18 protein-coding genes, 1 pseudogene and 1 riboswitch are annotated in these 22,154 nt (G+C 69.8%); of the genes and pseudogenes, 6 read left to right on the forward strand and 13 right to left on the reverse strand.

All coding sequences use genetic code 11. From position 1 onward, the window contains the following. From VGS97_RS03375 to VGS97_RS03385, 3 genes and pseudogenes are all read right to left on the reverse strand, one after another. A pseudogene (locus VGS97_RS03375) lies at nt 1–651 on the reverse strand (nitrite/sulfite reductase); the annotation flags it as partial. Between the two features lie 198 nt (nt 652–849). Then, nucleotides 850–1,908, reverse strand: coding sequence for a S1C family serine protease (locus VGS97_RS03380; RefSeq protein WP_326851680.1), 1,059 nt, complete (start codon nt 1,906–1,908; stop codon nt 850–852). Between the two features lie 131 nt (nt 1,909–2,039). Continuing rightward, nucleotides 2,040–3,002 carry a C40 family peptidase gene (locus tag VGS97_RS03385; RefSeq protein ID WP_326851681.1) on the reverse strand — a complete coding sequence of 321 codons (963 nt, stop codon included), beginning with the start codon at nt 3,000–3,002 and terminating at the stop codon, nt 2,040–2,042. A gap of 61 nt (nt 3,003–3,063) precedes the next feature. After that, a riboswitch (cyclic di-AMP (ydaO/yuaA leader) is annotated at nt 3,064–3,376 on the reverse strand. 277 nt (nt 3,377–3,653) lie between these two features. Between VGS97_RS03385 and VGS97_RS03390 the strand changes: the two genes are divergently transcribed. The 4 genes from VGS97_RS03390 to VGS97_RS03405 all read left to right on the forward strand — a co-directional run bounded on the left by VGS97_RS03390 (nt 3,654) and on the right by VGS97_RS03405 (nt 6,604). Continuing rightward, nucleotides 3,654–4,778 (forward strand): YihY/virulence factor BrkB family protein, encoded by a 1,125-nt coding sequence (locus tag VGS97_RS03390; RefSeq protein WP_326851682.1) that lies wholly within the window; start codon nt 3,654–3,656, stop codon nt 4,776–4,778. Nucleotides 4,779–4,888: 110 nt separating this feature from the next. Continuing rightward, nucleotides 4,889–5,272 (forward strand): hypothetical protein, encoded by a 384-nt coding sequence (locus tag VGS97_RS03395; RefSeq protein WP_326851683.1) that lies wholly within the window; start codon nt 4,889–4,891, stop codon nt 5,270–5,272. 159 nt (nt 5,273–5,431) lie between these two features. After that, nucleotides 5,432–6,325 carry a hypothetical protein gene (locus VGS97_RS03400; RefSeq protein ID WP_326851684.1) on the forward strand — a complete coding sequence of 298 codons (894 nt, stop codon included), beginning with the start codon at nt 5,432–5,434 and terminating at the stop codon, nt 6,323–6,325. A 9-nt stretch (nt 6,326–6,334) separates the two neighbouring features. Further along, nucleotides 6,335–6,604 (forward strand): hypothetical protein, encoded by a 270-nt coding sequence (locus tag VGS97_RS03405; RefSeq protein ID WP_326851685.1) that lies wholly within the window; start codon nt 6,335–6,337, stop codon nt 6,602–6,604. On the opposite strand, the gene VGS97_RS03410 is transcribed toward VGS97_RS03405, so the two are convergent. The 10 genes from VGS97_RS03410 to paaN form a co-directional block, all read right to left on the reverse strand. Then, entirely contained in the window at nt 6,601–7,089 is a 489-nt protein-coding gene (locus VGS97_RS03410; protein WP_326851686.1) for a DUF2231 domain-containing protein, read from the reverse strand. The genes VGS97_RS03405 and VGS97_RS03410 overlap by 4 nt on opposite strands. A gap of 225 nt (nt 7,090–7,314) precedes the next feature. Continuing rightward, nucleotides 7,315–7,929 carry a DUF2087 domain-containing protein gene (locus VGS97_RS03415; RefSeq protein ID WP_326851687.1) on the reverse strand — a complete coding sequence of 205 codons (615 nt, stop codon included), beginning with the start codon at nt 7,927–7,929 and terminating at the stop codon, nt 7,315–7,317. A gap of 107 nt (nt 7,930–8,036) precedes the next feature. Next, on the reverse strand, nt 8,037–10,613 hold the full coding sequence (locus VGS97_RS03420; RefSeq protein ID WP_326851688.1) for a beta-glucosidase family protein: 2,577 nt from the start codon (nt 10,611–10,613) through the stop codon (nt 8,037–8,039). A gap of 98 nt (nt 10,614–10,711) precedes the next feature. After that, nucleotides 10,712–12,409: an ABC transporter substrate-binding protein gene (locus VGS97_RS03425; protein WP_326851689.1), complete on the reverse strand. Its 1,698-nt coding sequence runs from the start codon at nt 12,407–12,409 to the stop codon at nt 10,712–10,714. A 132-nt stretch (nt 12,410–12,541) separates the two neighbouring features. Beyond that, nucleotides 12,542–13,636, reverse strand: a complete 1,095-nt coding sequence (locus VGS97_RS03430; protein WP_414641634.1) for an oligopeptide/dipeptide ABC transporter ATP-binding protein — start codon at nt 13,634–13,636, stop codon at nt 12,542–12,544. 5 nt (nt 13,637–13,641) lie between these two features. Then, nucleotides 13,642–14,796 carry an ABC transporter ATP-binding protein gene (locus VGS97_RS03435; RefSeq protein WP_326851691.1) on the reverse strand — a complete coding sequence of 385 codons (1,155 nt, stop codon included), beginning with the start codon at nt 14,794–14,796 and terminating at the stop codon, nt 13,642–13,644. Then, a complete protein-coding gene (locus VGS97_RS03440; RefSeq protein ID WP_326851692.1) occupies nt 14,793–15,761 on the reverse strand; it encodes an ABC transporter permease in 969 nt (322 codons plus the stop codon). The genes VGS97_RS03435 and VGS97_RS03440 overlap by 4 nt, the downstream gene beginning before the upstream one ends. Nucleotide 15,762: 1 nt before the next feature. Next, on the reverse strand, nt 15,763–16,746 hold the full coding sequence (locus VGS97_RS03445; RefSeq protein WP_326851693.1) for an ABC transporter permease: 984 nt from the start codon (nt 16,744–16,746) through the stop codon (nt 15,763–15,765). Between the two features lie 18 nt (nt 16,747–16,764). After that, complete coding sequence (locus VGS97_RS03450; protein ID WP_326851694.1) at nt 16,765–17,994, reverse strand: LacI family DNA-binding transcriptional regulator; 1,230 nt, start codon at nt 17,992–17,994, stop codon at nt 16,765–16,767. A 421-nt stretch (nt 17,995–18,415) separates the two neighbouring features. Then, nucleotides 18,416–20,089, reverse strand: a complete 1,674-nt coding sequence (paaN, locus tag VGS97_RS03455; protein ID WP_326851695.1) for a phenylacetic acid degradation protein PaaN — start codon at nt 20,087–20,089, stop codon at nt 18,416–18,418. Nucleotides 20,090–20,227: 138 nt separating this feature from the next. Between paaN and VGS97_RS03460 the strand changes: the two genes are divergently transcribed. Both VGS97_RS03460 and VGS97_RS03465 read left to right on the forward strand, forming a co-directional pair. After that, nucleotides 20,228–20,854: a TetR/AcrR family transcriptional regulator gene (locus tag VGS97_RS03460; protein ID WP_326851696.1), complete on the forward strand. Its 627-nt coding sequence runs from the start codon at nt 20,228–20,230 to the stop codon at nt 20,852–20,854. Between the two features lie 167 nt (nt 20,855–21,021). Continuing rightward, nucleotides 21,022–22,154, forward strand: a 1,133-nt coding sequence (locus VGS97_RS03465) for a thiamine pyrophosphate-dependent enzyme (RefSeq protein WP_326851697.1), incomplete at its 3' end; no start/stop codon positions are given.

Genomic DNA, 22,154 nt, shown 5'->3' on the forward strand with positions numbered 1-22,154 from the left:
GTGCACCACGTCCTGTAGGCCGGAGACCGCGGTCTTGAACTTGCGCGGCAGGTTGGAGAACTCCCTGGAGCCGATGAACCGCTCGTTGATCTCCTCGATCGCCGGGGTGCCGTCGAGGAACTCGTCGCGGGAGACGCCAGCGATCGGCGAGCCGAGGATGACGCGCGGGACGTCGCCGCAGGCCTCGGTGGTCTCCAGGCCGACGGCCTCAAGGATCTGCCGGATCGCCGGGACGTCCTCGATGCGGATCCAGTGCAGCTGGACGTTTTGCCGGTCGGTCACGTCGGCGGTGCCCCGCGCGTACTTGACCGAGACCTCGGAGATTGCCCGCAGCTGGGCGACCGACAGGCGGCCGCCGTCGACGCGGACCCGCAGCATGAAGTACTCGTCGTCGAGGTCCTCGGGTTCCAGGATCGCGGTCTTGCCGCCGTCGATTCCGGGTCGGCGCTGCGTGTACAGTCCCCGCCAGCGCATCCGGCCGTGCATGTTCAGCCCGTCGTCGTCCTTCTTGGCCTGCTCGTTGGGGTTGAGCGGGGTGAAGTGTCCCAGGGCCCACTGCCCCTCGCCGCAGTGCCGCCTCACCTGATGCGTGCGCACGCTTCCCACGGCCCCCACCGCCGCGGGGGTTTTCGGCGTGCCCGACTCGGTCATCCTGTCGTCCTTCGCGAAGAGGGCGGTCTCTGCCGAGAGTGCCATCCGGTCACGAGCAGCGTCCATCGCGGCTCATGATACGGACCACAGTATGAGACCGTTCGGGCCGCGGCGATTCTCCAAGGCTGCCCGAGAGACGTGCGAGGGGCGCGAATTCGCCTGGGCCCGCCCGGAAAAGGGCTGGGCCAGCCCCGGCGGTCAGCTGACCGCGAGCGTGCCCAGCGTCACATTGACGGTCGCCGTCGAACCGTCCTCATGCGTCACGGCGACGGGGACCTGTTGGCCCGGCTTGAGCGTGGCCAGCGTTTCGGACAGCGCCGAGGCGCTCGGCGTCGGGGTGCCGTCCACCGCGGTGATCAGATCCCCGGCCGTGATCCCGGCCTTCGCCGCCGCGCCGTCCGGCTTCGCCGAGACCACGCCCACGCCGACCGGCTTGCCGCTCTGGTCGACCACCGTGCGGACGGAGACGTCGAGCGCGGCCAGCCCCGAGTCGGTGACCCGGCCGTTCTTCACGATCTGCTGGGCGATGTTGCGCGCCGTGTTCGACGAGATCGCGAAGCCGATGCCGGGCGCCGCCCCGCCGAGCTCCTGGTCGACGGCGGTCAGCGTCGGGATGCCCACGATGTGGCCGCTCAGATCGACCAGCGCGCCACCGCTGTTGCCCGGGTTGATCGCGGCGGAGGTCTGCACCATGTCGGTGAGGGTCGTGGGCGCCGCGTTCCCGCCGCCCGGCTCGGTGACGGTGCGTCCAGTCGCGGAGACGATGCCCTGGGTCACCGAGCTGGACAGGCCGAGCGGATTGCCCATCGCCATCACGATCTGGCCGATCCGCAGCCTCGCGGAGTCGGCGAAGACGGCGGCCTTCAGCCCCTTCGGCGGGCTGTCCAGCCTGATCACCGCGAGATCCCCCTGCGGGAAGGACGCGATCGTCTTGGCGTCCAGGGCGGTGCGGTCGGTGGAGAGCGTGACCGTGGACGTCGTGGCCGTCCCGATGACGTGCGCGTTGGTCACGATGTCGCCATTCGTGTCGAGGATCACGCCGGACCCGAGCCCGGTGGCCGTGTCGATTCGCACGATCGAGGGCAGTGCGGCCGCGACGATCTGCTCGTAGCCCGCTTCGAGGCCCTGTGCCGCCGACGAGTTCGCCGAGTTGGAACCGCCGCCGCTGGACGAGCTCCCCGACGACGTACACCCGGCGCACGCCGCAAGGACTCCGGCGGCCAGCAAGACGAGGACGCGAACACGCCTGTACCCCACGGCTGTACACCACCGTTCCGCTGGTTCCGATGACCCGTCAGAAATCCCTACTGAAGAATTCCTACGGAACCAGGCAACTCCGTGTCACAGCCTGCCGCACGCTGGCATACGCCGAACGGACTACATGAGCGTCAGGTCATCCGCTGGATGCCTGAGATCGACATCATGTTCCAGTGGCCGTACTGCACCTGCATGCCGGTCGTCGGCGCGTGTATGACGAGCCCACCGCCGATGTAGAGCGCCTCGTGCTCGTCGCCGTTGTAGAAGATGACGTCGCCCGGCTCCAGGTCGCCGAGGATCGCGGGCACCGCGTAGCCGACGTTCACTTGCTCGTAGGTCGTACGCGGCAGCGAGACCCCGGCGGCGGCCCACGCGGCCTGCACGAGCCCGGAGCAGTCGTACTGCGGCCCAGTACCGCCCCACAGGTACCAGGTGCCCAGCTTGGACTTGGCGAACGCGATGGCGATGGCGGCGCGTCCGGTGGCCGGGGGCACCGCGGCGATCTCGGCGGCGCTGACGCCCGAGTAGTCGAAGCTCGCCAGCTGCGTGTACGTCAGCTGCGAGAGCAGCGACTGCGCCTGCTGGAACTTGTCGACGATCTGCGCCTTCATGTCGGCCGCCTGGTGCTCGGCCTGCTGGAGCTGCGCGAGCCGGTCGGCGGCCTGCTTCTTGATCGAGGCCAGCTGCGCCTGCTCAAGCTTGAGCGTCTTGAGGTTCATCGCCTCGGCCTGGCCGAGCTGGCTCATCGTCGCGGCCTGCTGTAGGAACTGGTCCGGGTGGCTCTGCAGCATCAGCTCCAGCGTCGGGTCGACCGACCCGGCCCGGTACGACGCGGCGGCCAGCGGGCCCAGGGTGGCCATCACCTGGTTCATCGACTGCTGCATGGTCGCGGCCTCGCCCTGCAGGTTGTCGACCTGCTTCTGGAGGTTGGCCAGCTGCTCCATGGCGCCGTCGTACACGTTCGTGGCCTGCTCGGCCTGCGCGTTGAGCGCGCTTACTTGCTTCTCGATGTCGGTGATCGAGGCTGCGTGGCCGGAGGTCGGGGCGAGCCCCACGCCTGCTGCGGCCGCGGCGGTCGTGGCCGTGAGGGTCATGACGGAACGGGCCGACACCTTCGCCCGTCTGTGAGACGCCATTTCTCGCGCACTCCAATGCGGTCACTTTCCTGCCGCCTACCGGGTGAGCTGACGGGTTCGGGCGGAAAGTGCCCTACGGAGCGTTCCGGGCCGCCTGAACACTGTGTCTGCCCAAACACTTGTGTCTGCCCAAACACTGCGTTTGTCTGAACACCGTGTTTGTCGAACGTCGTGCTCGTCGAACAGCGTGTGCGGCGTGCGGTAGGTTCCGATTCACCCCTGAACGCCCCGGCCGCCCTCGGGACCGGCTGGGCCGGGTGGGATCCGATGACGCGGAGCGAACGGTGGTTCCCCGGTTCCGGCCTCGCGACCGGATTCGGCGCCAGGCGCGCTCTGCGTCCGGCCCGGGGAGTGGACCGGGTGTCAGATAGCGCCCGTGGCGAAAAGATACGGCTCGGCAGCCTGGACAAAGCGGACTTCGTGAAGGCTCTTTACCTGAAATTTACCAGCAGTCGCGGCCTTCGGGCATTCTTGTCCGTTTTCGCTGCGCAACCGGACTGGCGACCACCGTTCGGCGGAATCGCAGACGGCTGAGAGGGTCGGCGTTGAGGGCGGGCGCCCGGGTTGGGTACCGTGGGGCGGCCTAACGCAGCCGAGTACGAAATCGTGATGTACACGGAAACCGTCGACGAAACCTTACGCAAGCCCGCTCCCGCTTCCATGCCGAGCGAGGCGCGCACCGCGTCGCACCTCGACGCTGTGACGCCGCGTCAGACACGCGACCCCTCAACCACTCCGGCCGATCTGGCCGGAAATGCCACCCGCCGCAGGTCACGCGTCCGCGTCACCTTCTCGCTCTGCCTGCGTTACCGCATCACCGGCCTCGCCGCTGAAGCAGCCTTCTGGGTACTGCTCTCCCTGCCCGCCTTCGCGGTGGGCACCGTCGGCGTCTTGGGCTATCTGCACAGCCAACTCGGCGCGGCCCGCGCGGCCCGCTTGGAGCAGGTCCTGACGAACGCCGCAGCCGCCGTGCTTTCCCAGCGTGAGGTGCGTCAGACCGTCGCGCCCGCGCTGCACGACACTCTGACGTCAGGACACGCCGACGTGGTCTCCGTGGGCTTCCTCGTGGCGTTGTGGTCCGGCTCGCGTGCCATGAATGTCGCGATCGACACGATCACCGTCGCCTCCGGGCAGAACGGGCTGCGGGGCATCGTGCGCACCCGGTTGCTTGCGTTTGCGCTGTATCTGCCGGCCCTGCTGCTCGCGACGGCCACCGTGCCGCTGATGCTGGCCGGGACCGAGCTGCTCGCCGACGTCACGCCCGCCGCGGCGGCCGTGCTCGGCCCGCTAGCTTGGCCGACGGTGGCGGCGACCCTCGTGGCGTTCCTCACCACGCTCTACTACGTGGCGCTGCCGAACCGCAGACGCTGGCGTAAGGAACTGCCGGGCGCGCTCGTCGCCCTCGCGATGTGGGCTGCCGGGTCGGCGCTGCTGCGGGTTTACTTGCATCATGGCGGCAATGGCGGTAGCGGTAGCGGTAACAGTGGGAGCGCGGCCGGCTTCGGGCGGATAGCGGCCACCGCGGCGATCCTGCTGTGGATGTACATCACCGGTCTCGTCGTTCTGATCGGTGCGGTGTACAACGCCGTCCGAGCAGGCGCGGGTGCCTCCGATCCTGCTCGCGGTGGTGAAAGCGCCGGTGAAAAAGCCGTCGAGCCAGCTGACGCGCCGAGTGAGAATAAACCAGAGACAGCACCGACCCCGTCGCTTAGGATGACTCGATCATCCGCATAACGGATATTTGACAACCCATCTGACATGTGGCGCAGCGGCCGATCCGCCCGCCGACCAGAAGGCGCCGGCACAAGCCGGTGCCCCGAGCCGTACGAGCCTTGGAGGGCACGATGCAGGCAAGCGCCGCCACAGGCGACCCCGCGCCGGCAACCGATGTGCCTCCACCGCCCACGCACGGCCGCTACGGCGCCGGTCGCTCCACCGCCCCGCTGGTGGCCGTCCCTGCGGACGGTCTCGGCTGGAGCGACGCCGACCTCGAAGAGCTCGGCCGGAAGGCTCCGGGCATGCTGCCCGGCCGCATCGTCAAATGCGATCAATCCGGCGCCCTGGTGCTGATGCAGTCCGGGGCCGCGAGAGCCACCTACTGTGCCGCGCTCCTGCTCGCCGCCGCCCGAGCCAAATCCGGCGGCCGCATCTGGCCCCGCCCCGGCGACCGCGTCGCGCTGCGCTGCTGGCCCGACGGCCCGATCACCGTCGAAGGCGTCGTCGTCTAGCGTCGTTGCCTACCTGTCCGACTCGTCCGGTCGAGCGGATCTGCGGGGGCGGATCTGAGTAGTCTGACTCGTGCGTGTGCAGCCACCAGCAGCATGCGTGCCTGTCCGATCGTCTGACTTGCGGGGGTCCGGCCGATGGCCAATCCGATTGTCGAGGCGTTGCAGAACGCTGCCGAACGAATCGGCAGGTCGCTGAGCAAGGACGCCGGTAAGGCGATCGAGGACATGTACCGCAGCGCGGGTAAGGGCACCGAAGACGTCGTCAGGCGGATCACCGAAGCGGACGCGACGCAGGCGAGCAAGCTGGTCGACGTCGCCGAAAGGCTCGGTCAGGACGGCAGCAGGACCCTGACCACCGACGCCGAGAGAGCCACCCAAAGCAGCCTGCACAGTAAGTTCGCGACCGCCCTGGATCCGGAGGGAAGCTGGGAGGGCGAGAACGGTCTGCACCTCAGCCGCGAGGAGAACGCCGCCGCAGACCGGTTCCTAGCCCGCGCCAAGACCGCCGAGTCGCGCATCAGCCCAGCCATCACGGGCATCAAGGACGAAGTCCCCGGCGCCGACCTGGCGGGTTATCCGGAATTCGTGCTCAAGGACCCCGAGTCCTTCAAGCGTAAGCTCGCCACAACGCTCAATCGCAGTGTGGACCGGGATCTCGGCACGGCACTGGACGACATGAAAGACTCGGTTCGGTACACGCTGAAGTTCCCGGGTGATGGATCTTCGTATACCAGCGGGGTCAATTCGGTCATCGACCGTTTTCACGAGGCCGGATTCGAGAACGTCAAGTTCAAGAACACCTGGGGCAAGCCCGGCTATCAGGCGATCAACAGTTTCTGGCGGGATCCGCAGACCGGGCACGTCTTCGAGATGCAATTCCACACGCAGGAGAGCTTCGACGCCAAGATGGTGACGCACGGGCTCTATGAGGAACAGCGGTTGCCGGGCGTTTCCGCGGAGCGCCGGCTGGAACTCCAGGCCGAGCAGAACAGGATTCTGGGCTCGGTTCAGCCACCGGACGGTGCGTCTGGCATCAACTTGGGGATGGGATAGGTTCCCGCCATGGAACAAGACGAGCCCGCTGTCACGTACTACGCGCTCATCAGGGACAACGGAACCGCCGAAGACGCGACCGGGCTGGTGCGGCGCACCCATACGAAGCCGTTCCACACAGACGAGGCGGTCGGCAACGACCTTGAGTGGCATCCCACCGATTACCTGGACCGCTACTACATCCTCGGCACCATGGATCAGGAGCACGTGGAGGTTTCCGCCGAGTTCGCGGAACAGCTGATGGCCCGGTGGCGGGCCAAGCGGGCGGGGCAGGACTAGCGCAGCGGGGTGTGTTCGGCTCCGGCGGAGACGTTGATGCCGCCCCAGACGGCTCGGGCGCCGGAGTCGCCGACGCGGACGGTCTGCACGATGCAGACCGCGCTGGCGGCGATGGCGAGGGCGCTGATGGTGACCATCGTGGCGTGGTGCTCGGCGTAGCCGGCGCGGTCCGCGACGACCAGGGCCACGGCGAAGACGGCCACGGCGGCGACGAACCAGACCAGGGTCAGGCCGAGGCTGCGGTGTTGGGCGGCGATCTTGTCCAGGTACGTCGCGTGGTTGTACAGCTGCTGGCCGGCCAGGTCGGTCGCATAGGTGACGCCGACCATGACGACCGTGACGATGGCGTTGACCAGGCCGAAGCGGCGGCGCCACGCGGGACGGGCCGCGATGGCGATGGTGGTCAGGCAGACCAGGGGGATGCCGGCTACGGCCGCGTGCAACAGCAGTACGTGAGTGGGCAGTCCAAACACCTTGACGGGCATCGGCGCGCTCTCCTGGTCCTGTCTATCCGGTGCCCGCCGATATATGGCATCAGGCGGTGCACATCACACGTCAAACGTATGCGATGAAGGGGTGGTTCACAGTCCGTATGGTCTTACAGGCGTACTGGTTTTGGGGCTAGTGAGGTGCTGGCTTGCTGACTTACCGGGGTGCTGGGTTACCGGTTACCGGTTACCGGTTCCTGGCTACCGGGTTGCTGGCTTTGCTCACAGGCCCACTGAGCCGCCGGTGCGCCAGTAGTAGTTCTCCGAGCGGCCCAGGAAGTCGGCGTCGACCAGGTAGCGGCGCAGCGCCGCGTAGTCGTCGTGGAACTTGCCCAGGATCTCGTTGACCTCCGTCTCGGGGTAGCGCACGCCGGGCTCGAAGGACTGCGCCAGATAGTCGAGCACGACCATACGCTTCGCGTGTGCCAGTGGTACATGGGTGAGTCTGCCCCGGGAGAAGAAGCCGCGCAGGACCGCCGCCGTCTGCGGGTCGGACACGCCAGGACCCGGCAGCGGTTCTTCACGCTGCCGGGCGCTGGCCTCGGTCGCGGTGCGCAGGGTCTCGGGCGTCGCGCGCCAGCCGTCGCCCTCCTCGGGGGTGAGCCGGGCGGCCAGCCGCACTTCCTCGAAGCGGCTGAGCGCCCGCACGACGTCCCGCACCGGCACGCCGCAGGCCTCGGAGAGGTCCGGCGGCTGCGCGCCGTTGTCCGACCGGGAGAGCACCAGTGCGGAATAGACACGCAGCCGCACTGGATCGGCCAGCAGCGCGATCAGCCTGCGCGGATCGGGGAACTGTTCTTCACTGCCGTGGGCCGTCATGGCCTCGATGGTAGTCATGCCGTGTTGTGATGCACGTCCGGGTATTTGCGCATTCATCGATACTATGACTGCGCCGAACGGGTGGAGTTCATGACGGGATGCCGGAGATCAGCCGACCAGGAGGATCAGCCGATCAGGACGGGGGCGGACAGGCGTAGGTCCCGGGACGAGCGGCCGACCTGGATCAGGTAGCGGCCGCGGGGGTGGGCCCAGTCGTGGTTCGACGCGTCCCAGCGTGCGAATGCTCGGGTGGGTACGCGTAGGCGTACGTGCGTCGTCTCGCCTGGCTCGGCGGTCGCGTGGCCTAGGGCGGCTAGGACGCGCACGGGGCGCCCGTTGCCGTCCGGGGTGGCGGGCTCCGGCTCGGACATGTACAGCTGCACGACCTCGCGTCCGGCGCGGCGGCCGGTGTTTCGCACCGTGACGGTGACTTCGACGTCCGCGCCTACGGGCACCGGGCCCACCGGGACGTCGAGCGTCTCGTACGCCCACGTCGTGTAGCCGACGCCGTGGCCGAACGGGAAGAGCGGCTCGGTGCCCGCCTTGTCGTACGCGCGGTAGCCGACGAGCAGGCCCTCGCTGTAGTCGAGCATGCCGTCCACGGGGCGGGCTGGGCCGACCGGGACGGCCGCCTCGGTGCGGGGGAGGGTTACCGGAAGGCGCCCGCCGGGTTCCACGGTGCCGAGCAGCACGTCGGCCAAGGCGTGGCCGAACTCCTGGCCGGGGAACCAGACCTGGAGGATCGCGGCCACCCGGTCGGCCCACGGCATCAGCACCGGCATGCCGCTGTTGACGACCACGACGGTCCGCGAGTTCACCGCGGCGACGGCCTCGACGAGTTCGTCCTGGCGGCCGGGCAGGGCCAGGGTCTCGCGGTCGTAGCCCTCGCTCTCCACACCCGCGGCCGCGCCGACCATGACCACCGCGACGTCGCTGGACTGCGCGGCGGCGACGGCCTCCTTGATCAGCGTGTCCTCTTCGGGCATCGGGACGATGCCGAGCTGGAAGCGGGTGAACTCGCCGCCGTGGCCGGTCGGGTCGCAGGACGCGAACACCTCGACCGTGTCGCCCTCGTCCAGGTCGAGCCCGGTGCCGATCTCGAAGGGGCGGGAGAGCGCCTCGACCGGGTCGCCGGCGGGGGGAGCGGTGCCGGTCGTCAGGACGGGGCCGGAGCCGTCCTGGAACTGGCCGGAGAGCTCAAGGCGCAGCGCGCCCAGACCGGCCACCGCGAACCGGTGCGGGCCGCAGACCTCGGCCCGGAAGGTGGTGCGGAACGTCAGCTCGCTCATGTCGCGGGGGGTCAGCGGCGCCGGCAGCGGGTCCCACCAGGTCAGCTCCGGACGCTCGCGCACGTCGGTGTGCAGTACCTTGCCGTCCTCGCCGCGCAGCTCCAGGCGCACGCCCGGCTTGGACGTGACCGGGTCGGTCAGCCGCGCCGGGTCCGGCGGCGGCGTGTTCAGCCAGGTGCGCACGCCCTGACGCACCGTCAGCTCGGCGCGCTCGTCGAGCGCCGCGCGCAGCCCCTCGACCGGGGAGACCGCGACCGCCACCCCGACCTGCGCGCTACCGAGCCCCTGGTACTGCGGGAACACCGCATTCGGACCGATCAGCGCGATCGCCCCGCCGTTCGGCGCCAGCGGCAGCGCGCCGCCGCTGTTGCGCAGCAGTACGAACGAGCCGGACGCCGCCTTGCGCAGCACGTCGCGGTCGGCGTGCGGGCCCGGCACGGCGGCCTGGTGGAGCCCGCCCAGCGCGCCGACCATGCGGGCCACCCGCAGCAGCCGCAGCACCTTCTCGTCCACCTCGGCCTCGGAGACCGCGCCGCGCGCCACGGCCGCCGCCAGCTCGCCGCCCCACGGGCCGTTCGGGCCCGGCATCACCAGGTCGAGCCCGGCCAGCGCGGTCGGCTCGGTGGAGCGCGCGGCGAACCAGTCCGAGACCACCGCTCCGGTGAAGCCCCACTCCTGCTTGAGCACGGTGCGCAGCAGGTGCGCGTGCTCGGTCATCGTGGCGCCGTTGACCTTGTTGTATCCGGCCATCACCATCGCGCACTCGGCCTCGGTGACGCAGGCCTCGAACGGTACCAGGTAGAGCTCGCGCAGCGTCGTCTCGTCGATCCGGGAGTCCGCGGTCCAGCGCTCGGTCTCGGCGTCGTTGCCCACGTAGTGCTTGGCCGTCGCGGCCACCCCGGCCGACTGCACGCCGCGCACCCATGCGGCGGCGGTGCGCGCGGCCAGCACCGGGTCCTCGCCGAAGCCCTCGAAGCCCCGCCCGCCGAAGGGGGTGCGCGCGAGGTTCACGGTTGGCCCGAGCAGCACGTCCACGCCCTTGGCCCGCGCCTCCCGGCCCAGCTGCGCGGTGACCTGCTCGACCAGCTCGGGATCCCAGGCGGCGGCCAGCGCGATCGGGGCCGGCAGGCTTGAGGAGCGGTCGGCGGGGTCGAGGAACGCCCCGCGCACGCCCGCCGGGCCGTCCGACAACACCAGCCGGCGCAGCCCGATCAGCGGCTGGCCGGGCAGGGTGAAGTTGTCCGCTCCGGTCAGCAGCCCGATCTTCTGCTCCAGGGTCAGCATGGCCAGCAGTTCGTGGGCGGTCGCGTCACGCGCCGCCGGCTGAGGTTGTCCGTCCCACTGCCCGTCCCGTCCCCGTCCGTCTGCCGCGGTGCGCGGCCTGCCCGCTTCGGTTCGCCGCCCGAGCTCCACCCGAACTCCTCGAAATCCTGGAAAATCCGCATGTTTGAGGTAAAAAAGTGCCCCGGATCCGCGCAGAGTGCGGCTGCGAGGATCCGGGGCGAGAGTGACTACGAGGCCGGCGTCAGGTGCAGCACGGTGTACTCAAGCCACGGGTTGTTGGGCCGCGGGTCGATGTAGGAGTCGTCCTTGGTCGGCCAGCCGCTGAACTTCTTGGTGTTGAACTCGTTCCAGCCGGCGCCGTACATCAGGACCACGTCGGGCACGTCGGTGGCCATGGCGTGCGCCACGATCCCGAGCTGCGTGGTGATCTGGTTCGGGTCGTTGGTGGCGGCCCACGCCTTCAGCGCGTTCTGCACGGCCGGGTTGTTGTAGCGGCCGTAGTCGCCGTTGGCGGTCTGCCCGACCGGGGCGCTGGTGTTGTAGTCCAGCCAGTTGTCGTACTGCTGGAACGGGCTCGGGCCGCCGCCGCCCCAGTGGATCGCCGCGTCGAAGCTGCCCGCGTTGAGGTCCGCGGTCCACTTGTCCGGGGTGACGCCGTTGACCGACACCGCGAAGCCGAGCGGCTTGAGCTCCTGCGAGATCAGCGTCGCGCAGGTGTAGTAGTCCGTGTACGAGGACGGGTCCTCGATCGCGAACGACACCTCCTTGCCGCCCTTCGCCCAGATGCCGCTGCCGTCCTTGGCGTAGCCCGCGGCGGTCATGATCTGGCTGACCTTGCTGGCGTCCGAGCTGGCCGACAGGTCGTTCTGCAGGTCCGAGGGGACCTGGCCGGAGAACTCGGGCAGCAGCAGGCCGCTGGACGAGGTGGCCGGCGGCTCGTAGTTGGTCTCACCGACCTGGGAGAGCTCGGTGCGGTTGACCGCCGCGCTGACCGCCTGGCGCACCTTGACGTCGTTGAACGGCGCCTTGGTGACGTTGAGGATCAGCACCACGGTGTTGGTGGCGGGGAAGTAGTACTTGTTGTGCGATGGGTCCTTGGCCACGTACGTCTGGTCGATGTTCGTGACGTAGTTGCCCGCCCAGTCGATCTGCCCGTTCTCCAGCGCCTGGTTGGCGGTGGTGTTGGACACGTACGACGGGAAGCTGACCTCGGAGATCTTCGGCGCGCCCTGCCAGTAGCTCGCGTTGGCCTTCAGGGTGAAGCCCTGCGCCGAGAACTTGTCCAGGGTGTACGGGCCGGAGCCGACCGGGGTGGCGTCGGTCCAGTGCGCCGGGTCCGACTGCGCGGACCAGATGTGCTGCGGCACGATGAAGGTCTGCCCGGAGATGGCGTACAGGTTGGTGTACTGCGCCGAGCCGAAGGTGATGGTGACCGTCGAGTCGTCCGCGGCGGTGGCGCCGGTGATCGGCAGGCCGTTGCCGTTGAGCGCCTTGTTCTGCTGCATCAGCTGGAACGTGTACGCCACGTCCTTGGCGGTCAGCGGCCGGCCGTCGGACCACTTGACGCCCGCGTGCATCTTGAAGGTGACCGCAGTGCCGTCCGAGTTCCAGGTGAAGGAGTCGGCCAGCCAGGGGTAGTACGAGTCCGACTTCGTGATGTTCCACTGAAGCAGTGGTTCGTACAGCAAGGAGGTCGCGTTCACCGTGTTCGCGATGCTGGTCTGCACGAACGGGTTGAAGTCGTCGGTGAACGGCGAGACCGGCGCCGACTCGATGCTGAGCGTGGCCGAGGTGCTGCCGTTGTTACCAGTGCCGGTGGTCGACGAGGGCTTCGGCGAGCTGCTGCACGCGCTGGCGGTCAGCGCCAGCGCGGCTATCGCCGCGACCCCGGCGAACGCCCGGGGCAATACGGATTTCCGGAACATTGCTTACACTCCGTTGTGTCCAGTCGGCCGTGGCCGACCATCCTTTGGGAAGACCGTGGTGGGATCTGTCCGAGGAGCTCGGCGCGGCCGGCTGGGCTTACGCCGGTGCGTCCGCGCCTGGTGACTGTCTAGCTATTGATCTTCTGGTGCGTTTGTTTCGGGTGTTGCTGAACTGGTGGTGCGTTCCTCCACTGTGTCGGGAGACACCGTGTTTGCGGACACTGTGGCGGAGGTCTCATGGAGCCAGCAGGCGCTGGTCTGGCCCGGGCCGACTTCGAAGGCCGGCGGCAGCTGCTCGGCGCAGCGCGGCATCGCGAAGGGGCAGCGGGGGTGGAAGCGGCAGCCCGAGGGCGGGTTCACCAGGCTCGGCGGCGAGCCCGCCCCGGCCAGGGACGGCGCCTCGGCGCGGTCCGGGTCCGGCGCGGCGGACAGCAGCAGCTGGGTGTAGGGGTGCTGCGGGTGGTCGGTCAGCTGCACCGCGGGTCCGGCCTCGACGACCCGCCCGGCGTACATCACCGCGATCGTGTCGGCCAGGTAGCGCGCCGAGGCGATGTCGTGCGTGACGTACAGGATCGCCAACTGCTCGCGGTCGCGCAGGTCGGCGAGCAGGTTGAGCACGCCGAGCCGGATGGACACGTCGAGCATCGAGACCGGCTCGTCGGCCAGCAGCACGTGCGGCTGCACCGCCAGCGCGCGGGCGATGGCCACCCGCTGGCGCTGGCCGCCGGACAGCTCGTGCGGCATCTTCTCGATGAATTGCTCCGCCGGGGTCAACGCCACCCGGCGGAGCAAGTCCTTGATGGCCTCGTCGGCCGAGGAGTCCTGCGCCGTGCCGTGGATCTTCAGCGGTCGGCCCAGGATGTAACGCAGCCCGTGGATCGGGTTGAGCGAGGCGAACGGGTCCTGGAGCACGAGCTGCACCGCGCTGGAGTACTCGCGGCCGCCGTGCGGGGCCGGCGCGCCGCCGAGCAGCACCTGGCCCGAGGTCGGCTCGATCAGCCGGGCCAGCATCCGGGCCAGGGTGGACTTGCCCGAGCCGGACTCGCCCACGACGGCCGTCACCGTGCCGCCGTACAGACGCAGGCTCACGTCCTCGACGGCGTGCACCAGCGCGGTGCGCATCCCCCAGCCGCGGCGGATCGGGAAGTGCTTGGTCAGCGCCCTGGCTTCGAGCGCGGGCGGCTCGCCGCCGGTCGGCTGCGCCCCGTGGCGCGGGGTGTGGGTCAGGTCGGTCACAGCGCGCTCCCGGCGGCCTCGATCTCGGGATCCTGCAGGTCAGTGCCCGGTAGCCCGGCGCGCGCCACGATGCGGGCGCCGAGGGTGGTCGGCTCGGGCAGCGAGAGCGACTGCGGCGCGGTGAAGCCGTCGGTCTGGAGCCAGCACGACGCGGCGCGCCGGCCGGCTGAGTGCAGCACGGTGAGTGCGGGCGGCTCCTGCTCGCAGATGTCCATCTTGTGCGGGCAGCGCGGGTGGAACGGGCAGCCCGACGGCACGTGCCGCAGGTCCGGCGGCGAGCCGGGGATTCCGGTCATCGCCACTCGCGCGCCGTGCAGCGAGGGGAACGAGCCGAGCAGCCCGGCGGTGTAGGGGTGCCGCGGCGAGCGGAAGAGCGAGGCGGCCGGTGCGTACTCGACCACCCGGCCCGCGTACATCACCGCGATGGTGTCGGCCAGCTCGATCAGCAGCGACAGGTCGTGGGTGATGAAGAGCACCGCGAAACCGAGCCGGTCGCGCAGGCCGACCAGTTCCTCCAGGATCTCCCGCTGGGTGACCACGTCGAGCGCGGTGGTCGGCTCGTCCATGATGAGCACGTCCGGCTCCAGGGCCAGCGCCATCGCGATCATCGTGCGCTGGCGCATGCCGCCGGACAGCTCGTGCGGGAAGCTGCCGAGCCGGTCGGAGGTGATGCCGACCAGGCCGAGCAGCTCGGCCGCCCGGTCGCGCCGCGCCCGGCGGTCCATGCCCGGCCGGTGCGCGCGCAGCACGTCGGTGATCTGGTCACCGATCGAGATGACCGGGTTCAGCGCGTTCATCGCGCTCTGGAAGACCACCGCGATCTGCGACCAGCGCAGCCGGCGCATCGTCTCGGCGTCCACTTCCAGCAGGTCGTAGTCCCCGTCGCGGCCGTGGAAGCGCACGTCGCCCGCGGTGATCACGCCGGGCGCGCGCAGCAGCCTGGTCAGCGCGTACGCCAGGGTGGACTTGCCGCTGCCGCTCTCGCCGGCCAGGCCGAGCACCTCGCCGCGGCGCAGCGTCAGCCCGGCGTCGACCACCGCGTGCACGGCGTCGGTGAACCCGTAGTCGACGCAGAGACCTGAGACTTCGAGCACCACGTCGCCGCGGGCGGCGTCCGCGCCCGGCCGGATCCGCTCGATCACGCCGCTCACACCGTCTCCTCGATGATCGTCGCCGCGGCCGCGGGCCGCGTGCGCACCACCGGCGTCAGGCCCATGGTGTTGCGCGAGCGCACACCGGCCGCCCTCAGGCCCTTGCGCGACAGGCCCGCCGCGCGCAGCCGCGGGTTGATGAACTCGTCGATGCCGAAGTTGAGCAGCACCAGGGAGGTGCCCAGCAGCGCCACGCAGACGCCCGGCGCCGCGAACCAGTACCAGCCGCCGACCTGCGCCGCGGTGTTGGACTGCGCCCAGAAGAGCATCGAGCCCCAGCTCCACGGGTTGTTCGGGTCGATCGCGCCGATGAAGGAGAGGGACACGTAGGTGCCCATCGCGTACAGCACGGTGAAGACGAAGGAGGCCGCGATGATCGGCACCAGGTTCGGCACGATCTCGAACACGATGATCCGCCACGAGCGCTCGCCGCTGATCCGGGCCGCGTCCACGAAGTCCCGCTGCCGCATCGAGAGCGTCTGCGCCCGCAGCACCCGCGCGCCCCAGGCCCAGCCGGTCAGGCTGATGATCACGGCCAGCAGCGTCGAGTTCGACTTGCCGCCCGAGGGCAGGTAGCTGTTGATCACGATCAGGAAGGGCAGCGCTGGCAGCACCAGGAAGATGTTCGCCAGCATCGACAGGAAGTTGTCGGCCAGCCCGCCGTAGAAGCCGGCGGCCACCCCGATCAGCACCGAGAGCACCGTCGCGATCGCCCCGGAGATCAGCGAGATCAGCAGGGTGCTGCGAGTGCCGATCAGCAGCTGGGAGTAGACGTCCTGGCCCTGCTGCGTGGTGCCGAGCCAGTGCTTCGCGCTCGGCTGCTGCCACGGCAGGCCGGTCAGCTTGAGCGGGTCGTGGTAGGGGGCGATGGAGGGCCCGATGATCGCGATCAGGGAGAAGAACACGAAGATGCCCAGGCCGATCGCGATCTTGGGCGATTTCAGGACACGAAGCACCTCGGCCATCTCAGGACTCCTGCCTGGTGCGCGGGTCGAGCAGCACGTAGACCGTGTCCGCCAGCAGGTTGGCGGCCAGCACGGCGAAGGTGATGATCAGGAAGATGCCCTGGATCAGCGGGAAGTCCTCGGCGCTGACCGCGCTCAGCAGCAGGTTGCCGATCCCGGGGTAGGAAAACACCAGTTCCGTCAGCAGCGAGCCGGCCACCACGAAGCTCAGGGCATTGGCGAAGCTGGAGATGCTCGGCAGTACCGCGTTGCGCGCCGCGTAGTAGATCACCCGGCGGTTCGGCAGCCCCTTGGCCTGCGCGACCAGGACGTAGTCCTCGTCCATGGTGGTCACCATCATGTTGCGCATGCCCACGATCCAGCCGGCCACCGAGCTGAGCACGATGGTCAGGGCGGGCAGCGCCGCGTGCTGGACCGCGCTCCAGATGAAGGCGGGGTTCCAGCCGATCACGGTGTTGTCGGTGTCGTAGCCCTTGAAGTCCGCCGGGAACCAGTGCAGCCGCTCGGCGAAGAAGTACAGCAGCACCGTGCCGAGGAAGAAGTAGGGGATCGCCTGGAAGAACGTGGCGACCGGCAGCACCTGGTCCAGCGAGGTGCCGCGGCGCCAGCCGACGATCGCGCCCACCAGCGTGCCGATGATGAAGCTGAGCACGGTCGCGGTGCCCACCAGGACCAGCGTCCACCACAGGCTCGAACCGATGACCGTGGCCACCGTGTCCGGCGAGTGCGAGATCGAGACGCCCAGGTCGCCGTGGAACAGCGCGCTCCAGTAGTGCCAGTACTGCGACATCAGCGACTGGCCGGTGCCGAGGCCGAACTGCGCTTCGAGCGCGGCCACCGCGCGATGGTCGAGGCTCGGCCCGGCGGCGGCCATCATCGCCTGCACCGGGTTGCCCGGCATCATGTGCGGCAGAAAGAAGTTCACGCTGATGGCCACGAAGGCGGTCACCGCGTAGAACAGCAGTCTGCGAATCAGGGTAGGCATGGCTTCCTACGGCGCCCTTCAGCCGGTTCTTGTGTAAGAAGGGGGCGGCTCGGCGGGGCAGCCGCAGCTGCCGCGCACCACGACCTGCACCGGCAGCACCAGTTGGCGCTCGGCCGGCCGCTCGCCGCCGATCATCGAATACAGCACGTCGAAGGCCATCGCGCCGAGGTCCTGGATCGGCTGGCGCACCGTGGTCAGCGGCGGGTTCAGGTGCCGCGCCACCGGGATGTCGTCGAATCCAGTCACCGCGACGTCGTCGGGCACCCGGTAGCCGCGCTCGTGCAGCGCGTAGAGCACGCCGAGCGCGGTCTGGTCGTTCGCGCAGGTGATCGCGTCCGGCAGGGAGGCCCCCGCATCCAGCAGAGTCCTGATGACGCGTGCGCCACCGGCCGCGCTGTACTCGCCGGACCACTGCGGCCCGGTCAGTACTCTGACGTCGTGTTCGGCGGCGATCTCGCGCACCACCCGGGCGCGCGCGACGCTGTCGGGGCTGTCGACGTGGCCGGAGAGGAACGCGATGCTGCGGGAGTCGTGCACCCGGATCAGGTGCTCGATCAGGTCCCGCATACCGCGCGCGTTGTCGCCGCTGACGTTGACGCTGGCCCGGGTCGGCGTGCCGGCCAGGGTGACCACGGGCACCCGGTCGGCCAGCCGCACGATGCCGGAGGGTGTCAGCACCCGGTCGTGCAGCAGCATCCCGTCGCTCTTGCCGGCCAGGTTCGCGATCCGCGCCCCGGGGGCGTGGTCGTCCACGTCCACGGAGCTGAGCAGCAGGTCGAAACCGCGCCGCTGGGCGGCGATCTGCACGCCGCGGTTGATGACGTCGACGAACGCCAGGTTCTCGGCCTCGTCCTCGAACACCGGGTCCTCGGGCGGCCCGAGCGGCGAGCGCCGGTAGACCACCGCGATGATCTCCTTGAGCCGGCTGGACAGCGCCCGCGCGGCCCCGTCCGGGACGAAGCCGAGTTCGGCCACCGCCCGCAGCACCCTGTCACGGGTCTCCGGCCGCGGCGTGGCGTGGCCGTTGAGCACCCGGGACACCGAGGCGATCGAGACTCCGGCGTGCCGCGCCACGTCGTAGATGGTCAGCGGGGTGACGCTCTTGCGGCTGTCGGCGTTCAGCGGGCTCCCCGGAACAGGGTTCTGCAACGCCGTCTCCAGCTCGGCGTCCAGGGCGGCCCCGTCGAAGTCGTCCAGCGCGGGGTTCCGCAGGACGGCGCGATCGGGGGCGATGTCCTCGGGCACCACGGTTTCCCTCCCCTCTGGATGCGGCGTTGCATGCGCGGGAGCGCCTGGACGTGTTACGGATCCTGCGTATGGAACCCTGCGCGCCGGGGTGTGGGCCCCGGCGCGCAGGGTGATGGCGCTGAGTGCGGCAGCGCCAGGACAAAACGATCAAACGTGCATAAACCCTCCCAGGTAAGCGCTTGCGTAAGCGCTTACCCCGTGGGGATGCCGGAAACTTACCTCGTTGAGAGCGCTCTCACAACCCCCCTGGTTGCGTCCCCCGCGACTGTTACCCCTCCGTTACCGGACGCGGCTGGAAAGCGTGGAAGGGGCCTGCTAAGGCGGCGCGGGCTCCGAAGAGCCCAAACCGCCGGGCAGGCCCCTTCTCAGGGCACGTTCAGGGTGTTGGCGATCGCCGTGAAACTTACGCGGGGGCGTCGATTCAGGCGGGCCGGCGTGACTGAACGAAGCGGAAGCGTGACGCAACGAAGTCGTGGTCGGTGAACGTCGCGTTCGCCGCCGGGTTCAGGCCGGTCGCGTGGTAGTCGGAGAAGCCGGCCGACTGGTTCATGTAGACCGCGCCGGTCAGGTTGATCGACAGGCTCGCGCCGGCGTTCCAGGTCGCCTCCTCGGCCGCCGCGATGACCGCCTCGTCGGTCGAGTAGACCGCCGCGGTGAGCGCGCCGTGCTCGCGCACCGTCCGCTCGTACAGTTCGATCGAGTGCGCGGTGCCGTCGGTGGCCACGACGAACGAGACCGGGCCGAACCATTCGTGCTCGTACACGCCGGTGTCCGCCGCGTCCACGGCCGCGATCAGCGGGGTGCGCACCGTGGCCTCCGCGAACTCGGGGTGCTTGACCGCCCGCGAGGCCAGCACGGTCTTGCCGACGCCCTCGGCGCGGGCCAGCCGCTGTGTGATGAACGGATTGACCACGGCGCCGAGGATCCCGGACGCGCGCGCGTCGTCGCCGAGCAGCCGGTCCACCGCCGCCGCCAGGTCTGTGCCGAACTCGTCGAAGGACACGGCCCGCTCGCCGACCCGGATCCCGTCCCGCGGCACCAGCAGGTTCTGCGGGGTGGTGCACATCTGCCCGGTGTACAGCGACAGCGCGAAGGCGAGGTGGTCGAGCGCCGCAGGGTACTGATCCTCGTCGAAGGAGTCGACCACGACCGTGTTCACCCCGCCCTTCTCGGTGAACACCTGCGCCTGCACGGCGTTGCGCTCCAGCCAGTCGCCGAACTCGTTCGAGCCGGTGAAGTCGATGATCCGCACCTCGGGCCGCAGCGCCAGCGTCTTGGCCAGCCCCTCGTCCCGCGCGTCCGCGGCCAGCGCCACCAGGTTCGGGTCGAAGCCCGCCTCCGCCAGCACCCGGCGCGCGGTCGCCACGCTCATCGCCAGCGGCAGGACCGTGTTCGGATGCGGCTTGACCACCACCGCGTTCCCGGTCACCAGCGAGGCGAACATGCCCGGGTAGCCGTTCCAGGTCGGGTAGGTGCCACAGCCGACCACCATGCCGACCCCGCGCGGCACAGCGACCCACTTCTTCGCCAGCCGGATCGGCGGGCGCGACCCCTGCGGTTTCTCCCAGAGAGCCTGCGACACATGAGCATTCATGGCGGCGTATCCATAGGCGACCGCTTCGAGCCCGCGATCCTGTGCGTGCGGACCGGCGGCCTGGAACGCCATTCCGAAGGCCTGCCCAGTCGTGTGCATGGCAGCGTATGCGAGTTCGAATGTCTGCTCATTGAGTTCGGTGAGGATCTCGATGCACACCGCCGCGCGCGTCTGCGGCCCGGCGTCGCGCCACGCCGGCAGCGCGGCGGCCATCGCGGGCAGCAGCGCGTCGATGTCGGCGTGCGGATAGGTCACGCCGAGTTCGAAGCCGTATGGCGAACGCTCACCGCCGACCTCGCCGTCGGTGCCCGGCTGCTCCAGGTCGAAGCGCTTGCCGAGCAACGCCTCGAACCGGGCCTTGCCTTCGGCGGCGCGTTCCGGCGGATAAGCCTTCGCCTGCTCCGGGAAGTGGTTGAAGAACTCACGGGTGCGGATCGCCGCGAGCGCGGCATCGAGTGAGGGACGGTGACGGGCGACCAGCTCGGCGGCGTTGCCTGACATGGCGGCTCCTGTGGATGATGGCTCGGTCTTGACTGCTCTTCGATATCTGCTGGACCCTTCAGCTTCAGGGTAACCGAACGTTCGGTAGTCTCGTAGGGGCGGGGCCGGATCCCGGCGCGTCCCGCAGGAGGAGGCATCGTGGTGGTTTCGCGCCCCGCCGACCCGGCGGCCCGCCGGGACAGCCACACCGTCGAGTCGCTGCTGTCCGTCGCGGTCGAGGTCTTCATCGTGCGCGGCTACGACGGCACCTCGATGGAGGACCTGGCAAAGGCGGCCGGCATCACGAAGTCGTCCATCTACCACCACGTCGCAGGCAAGGAGGAACTGCTGCGGCTGTCGGTGACCCGGGCGCTCGACGGGCTGTTCGCGGTGCTGGACGAGCCAGGCTCCGGCGAAGGTAGGGCGGTGGACCGGCTCGAATACGTCGTGCGGCGCACCTGTCTCGAACTGGTCCGGAACCTGCCGCACGTCACCCTGCTGCTGCGGGTGCGCGGCAACACCGCCACCGAGCGCGAGGCGCTGGACCGGCGCCGCGAGTTCGACCACCGGGTCGCCGACCTGGTCACCGCCTCCATCGCCGAGGGCGACCTGCGCGCCGGCCTCGATCCCCGGCTCACCTCCCGGCTGATTTTCGGACTGGTCAACTCGGTGTCCGAGTGGTTCCACCCGCACGCCGCCGACCGGGCCGCCGAAGCCGGGCCGCTGGCCGACGCCGTCACCGGCCTCGTCTTCGACGGACTGCGCGCGCCCGGCCGCTTAAATTAAGCCGTGCCGCTTGAACCTGGCCGTACGTCCACGTCCGCCTCACGCATATCACGGCGCGGCTTTATCCCACAGTGTGGACACAGCCTCGTCCCTCGCGCAGACTTGGGGGCGAAGCACCAACCGACCGAAGGTTCGGTTGGGAACCGTGTCGGCTACGTGGAGAACCCATGACGCTGCTCGACCTGCCCGTCGGAGCGACCCGCGGCAACCCCGCGGCGGCCGCCCCGTACTGGGACACCGATCCGCTGCGCTATCTCGACGAGCACGGAGCGCCGGTCGAGGGCGGGCTGCGCCCCGACGCGGACCTGCTCGCCGCCGATCGCCTCGTGGCGCTCTACCGGGCGCTGCGTCTCGCGCGCGCTTTCGACACCGAGGCGACCGCCCTGGTGATGCAGGGCCATCTCGCCGTTTATCCGTCCTCGCGCGGGCAGGAGGCGTGCCAGGCTGCGGCGGCGCTGTGCCTGAGCCCGCAGGACTGGCTCTTCCCGACCTACCGGGACACGGCGGCGCTCGCCGTGCGCGGCATCGACCCGGTCGACGCGCTGACGCTGTTGCGCGGTGCCTGGCACTGCGGTTACGACCCGAAGCAGTGGCGCACCGCCCCGCAGTGCACCCCGCTGGCGACCCAGGCGCCGCACGCGGTCGGGCTGGCGCTGGCCGCGAAGCTGGCCGGCGACCCGGTCGTCGCGCTGTGCCTGCTCGGCGACGGCGCGACCAGCGAGGGCGACTTCCACGAGGCCTGCAACAGTGCCGCCGTGTATCAGGCTCCTGTGGTGTTCCTGGTGCAGAACAACCAGTACGCGATCTCCGTGCCGCTGCGCAAGCAGACGCACGCGCACTCGCTGGCCGACCGGGCGATCGGTTACGGCATGCCGGGACTGCGGGTGGACGGCAACGACGTGATCGGCCTGATGCACGTGCTCGGCCAGGCCATCCGGCAGGCCCGCGAGGGCGGCGGCCCCACCCTGATCGAGGCGGTCACCTACCGGATCCAGCCGCACACGAACGCCGACGACGCCGCGCGGTACCGCGACGCGGGTGAAGTAGAGCTCTGGCTCGCCCGCGACCCGGTGGACCGGCTCGCCCGATATCTGACGGCCATCGGCCGCCTCGACGCGGACCTCGACGCCGCGATCGGCGCGGAGGGCGCGCGGTACGCCGCCGCGATGCGCGCGCGGCTGACCGAGGAACCCGCCGTCGATCCGAAGGAAATGTTCGAGCACGTATACGCCGTCCCGACGCAGCAGCTGCGCGCCGAGCGCGACATGGTTCTGCGAGAGGCCGCGCTGGACGGGGACGA

Source organism: Actinocrinis sp. (assembly GCF_035946395.1).
GTDB lineage: Bacteria > Actinomycetota > Actinomycetes > Streptomycetales > Catenulisporaceae > Actinocrinis.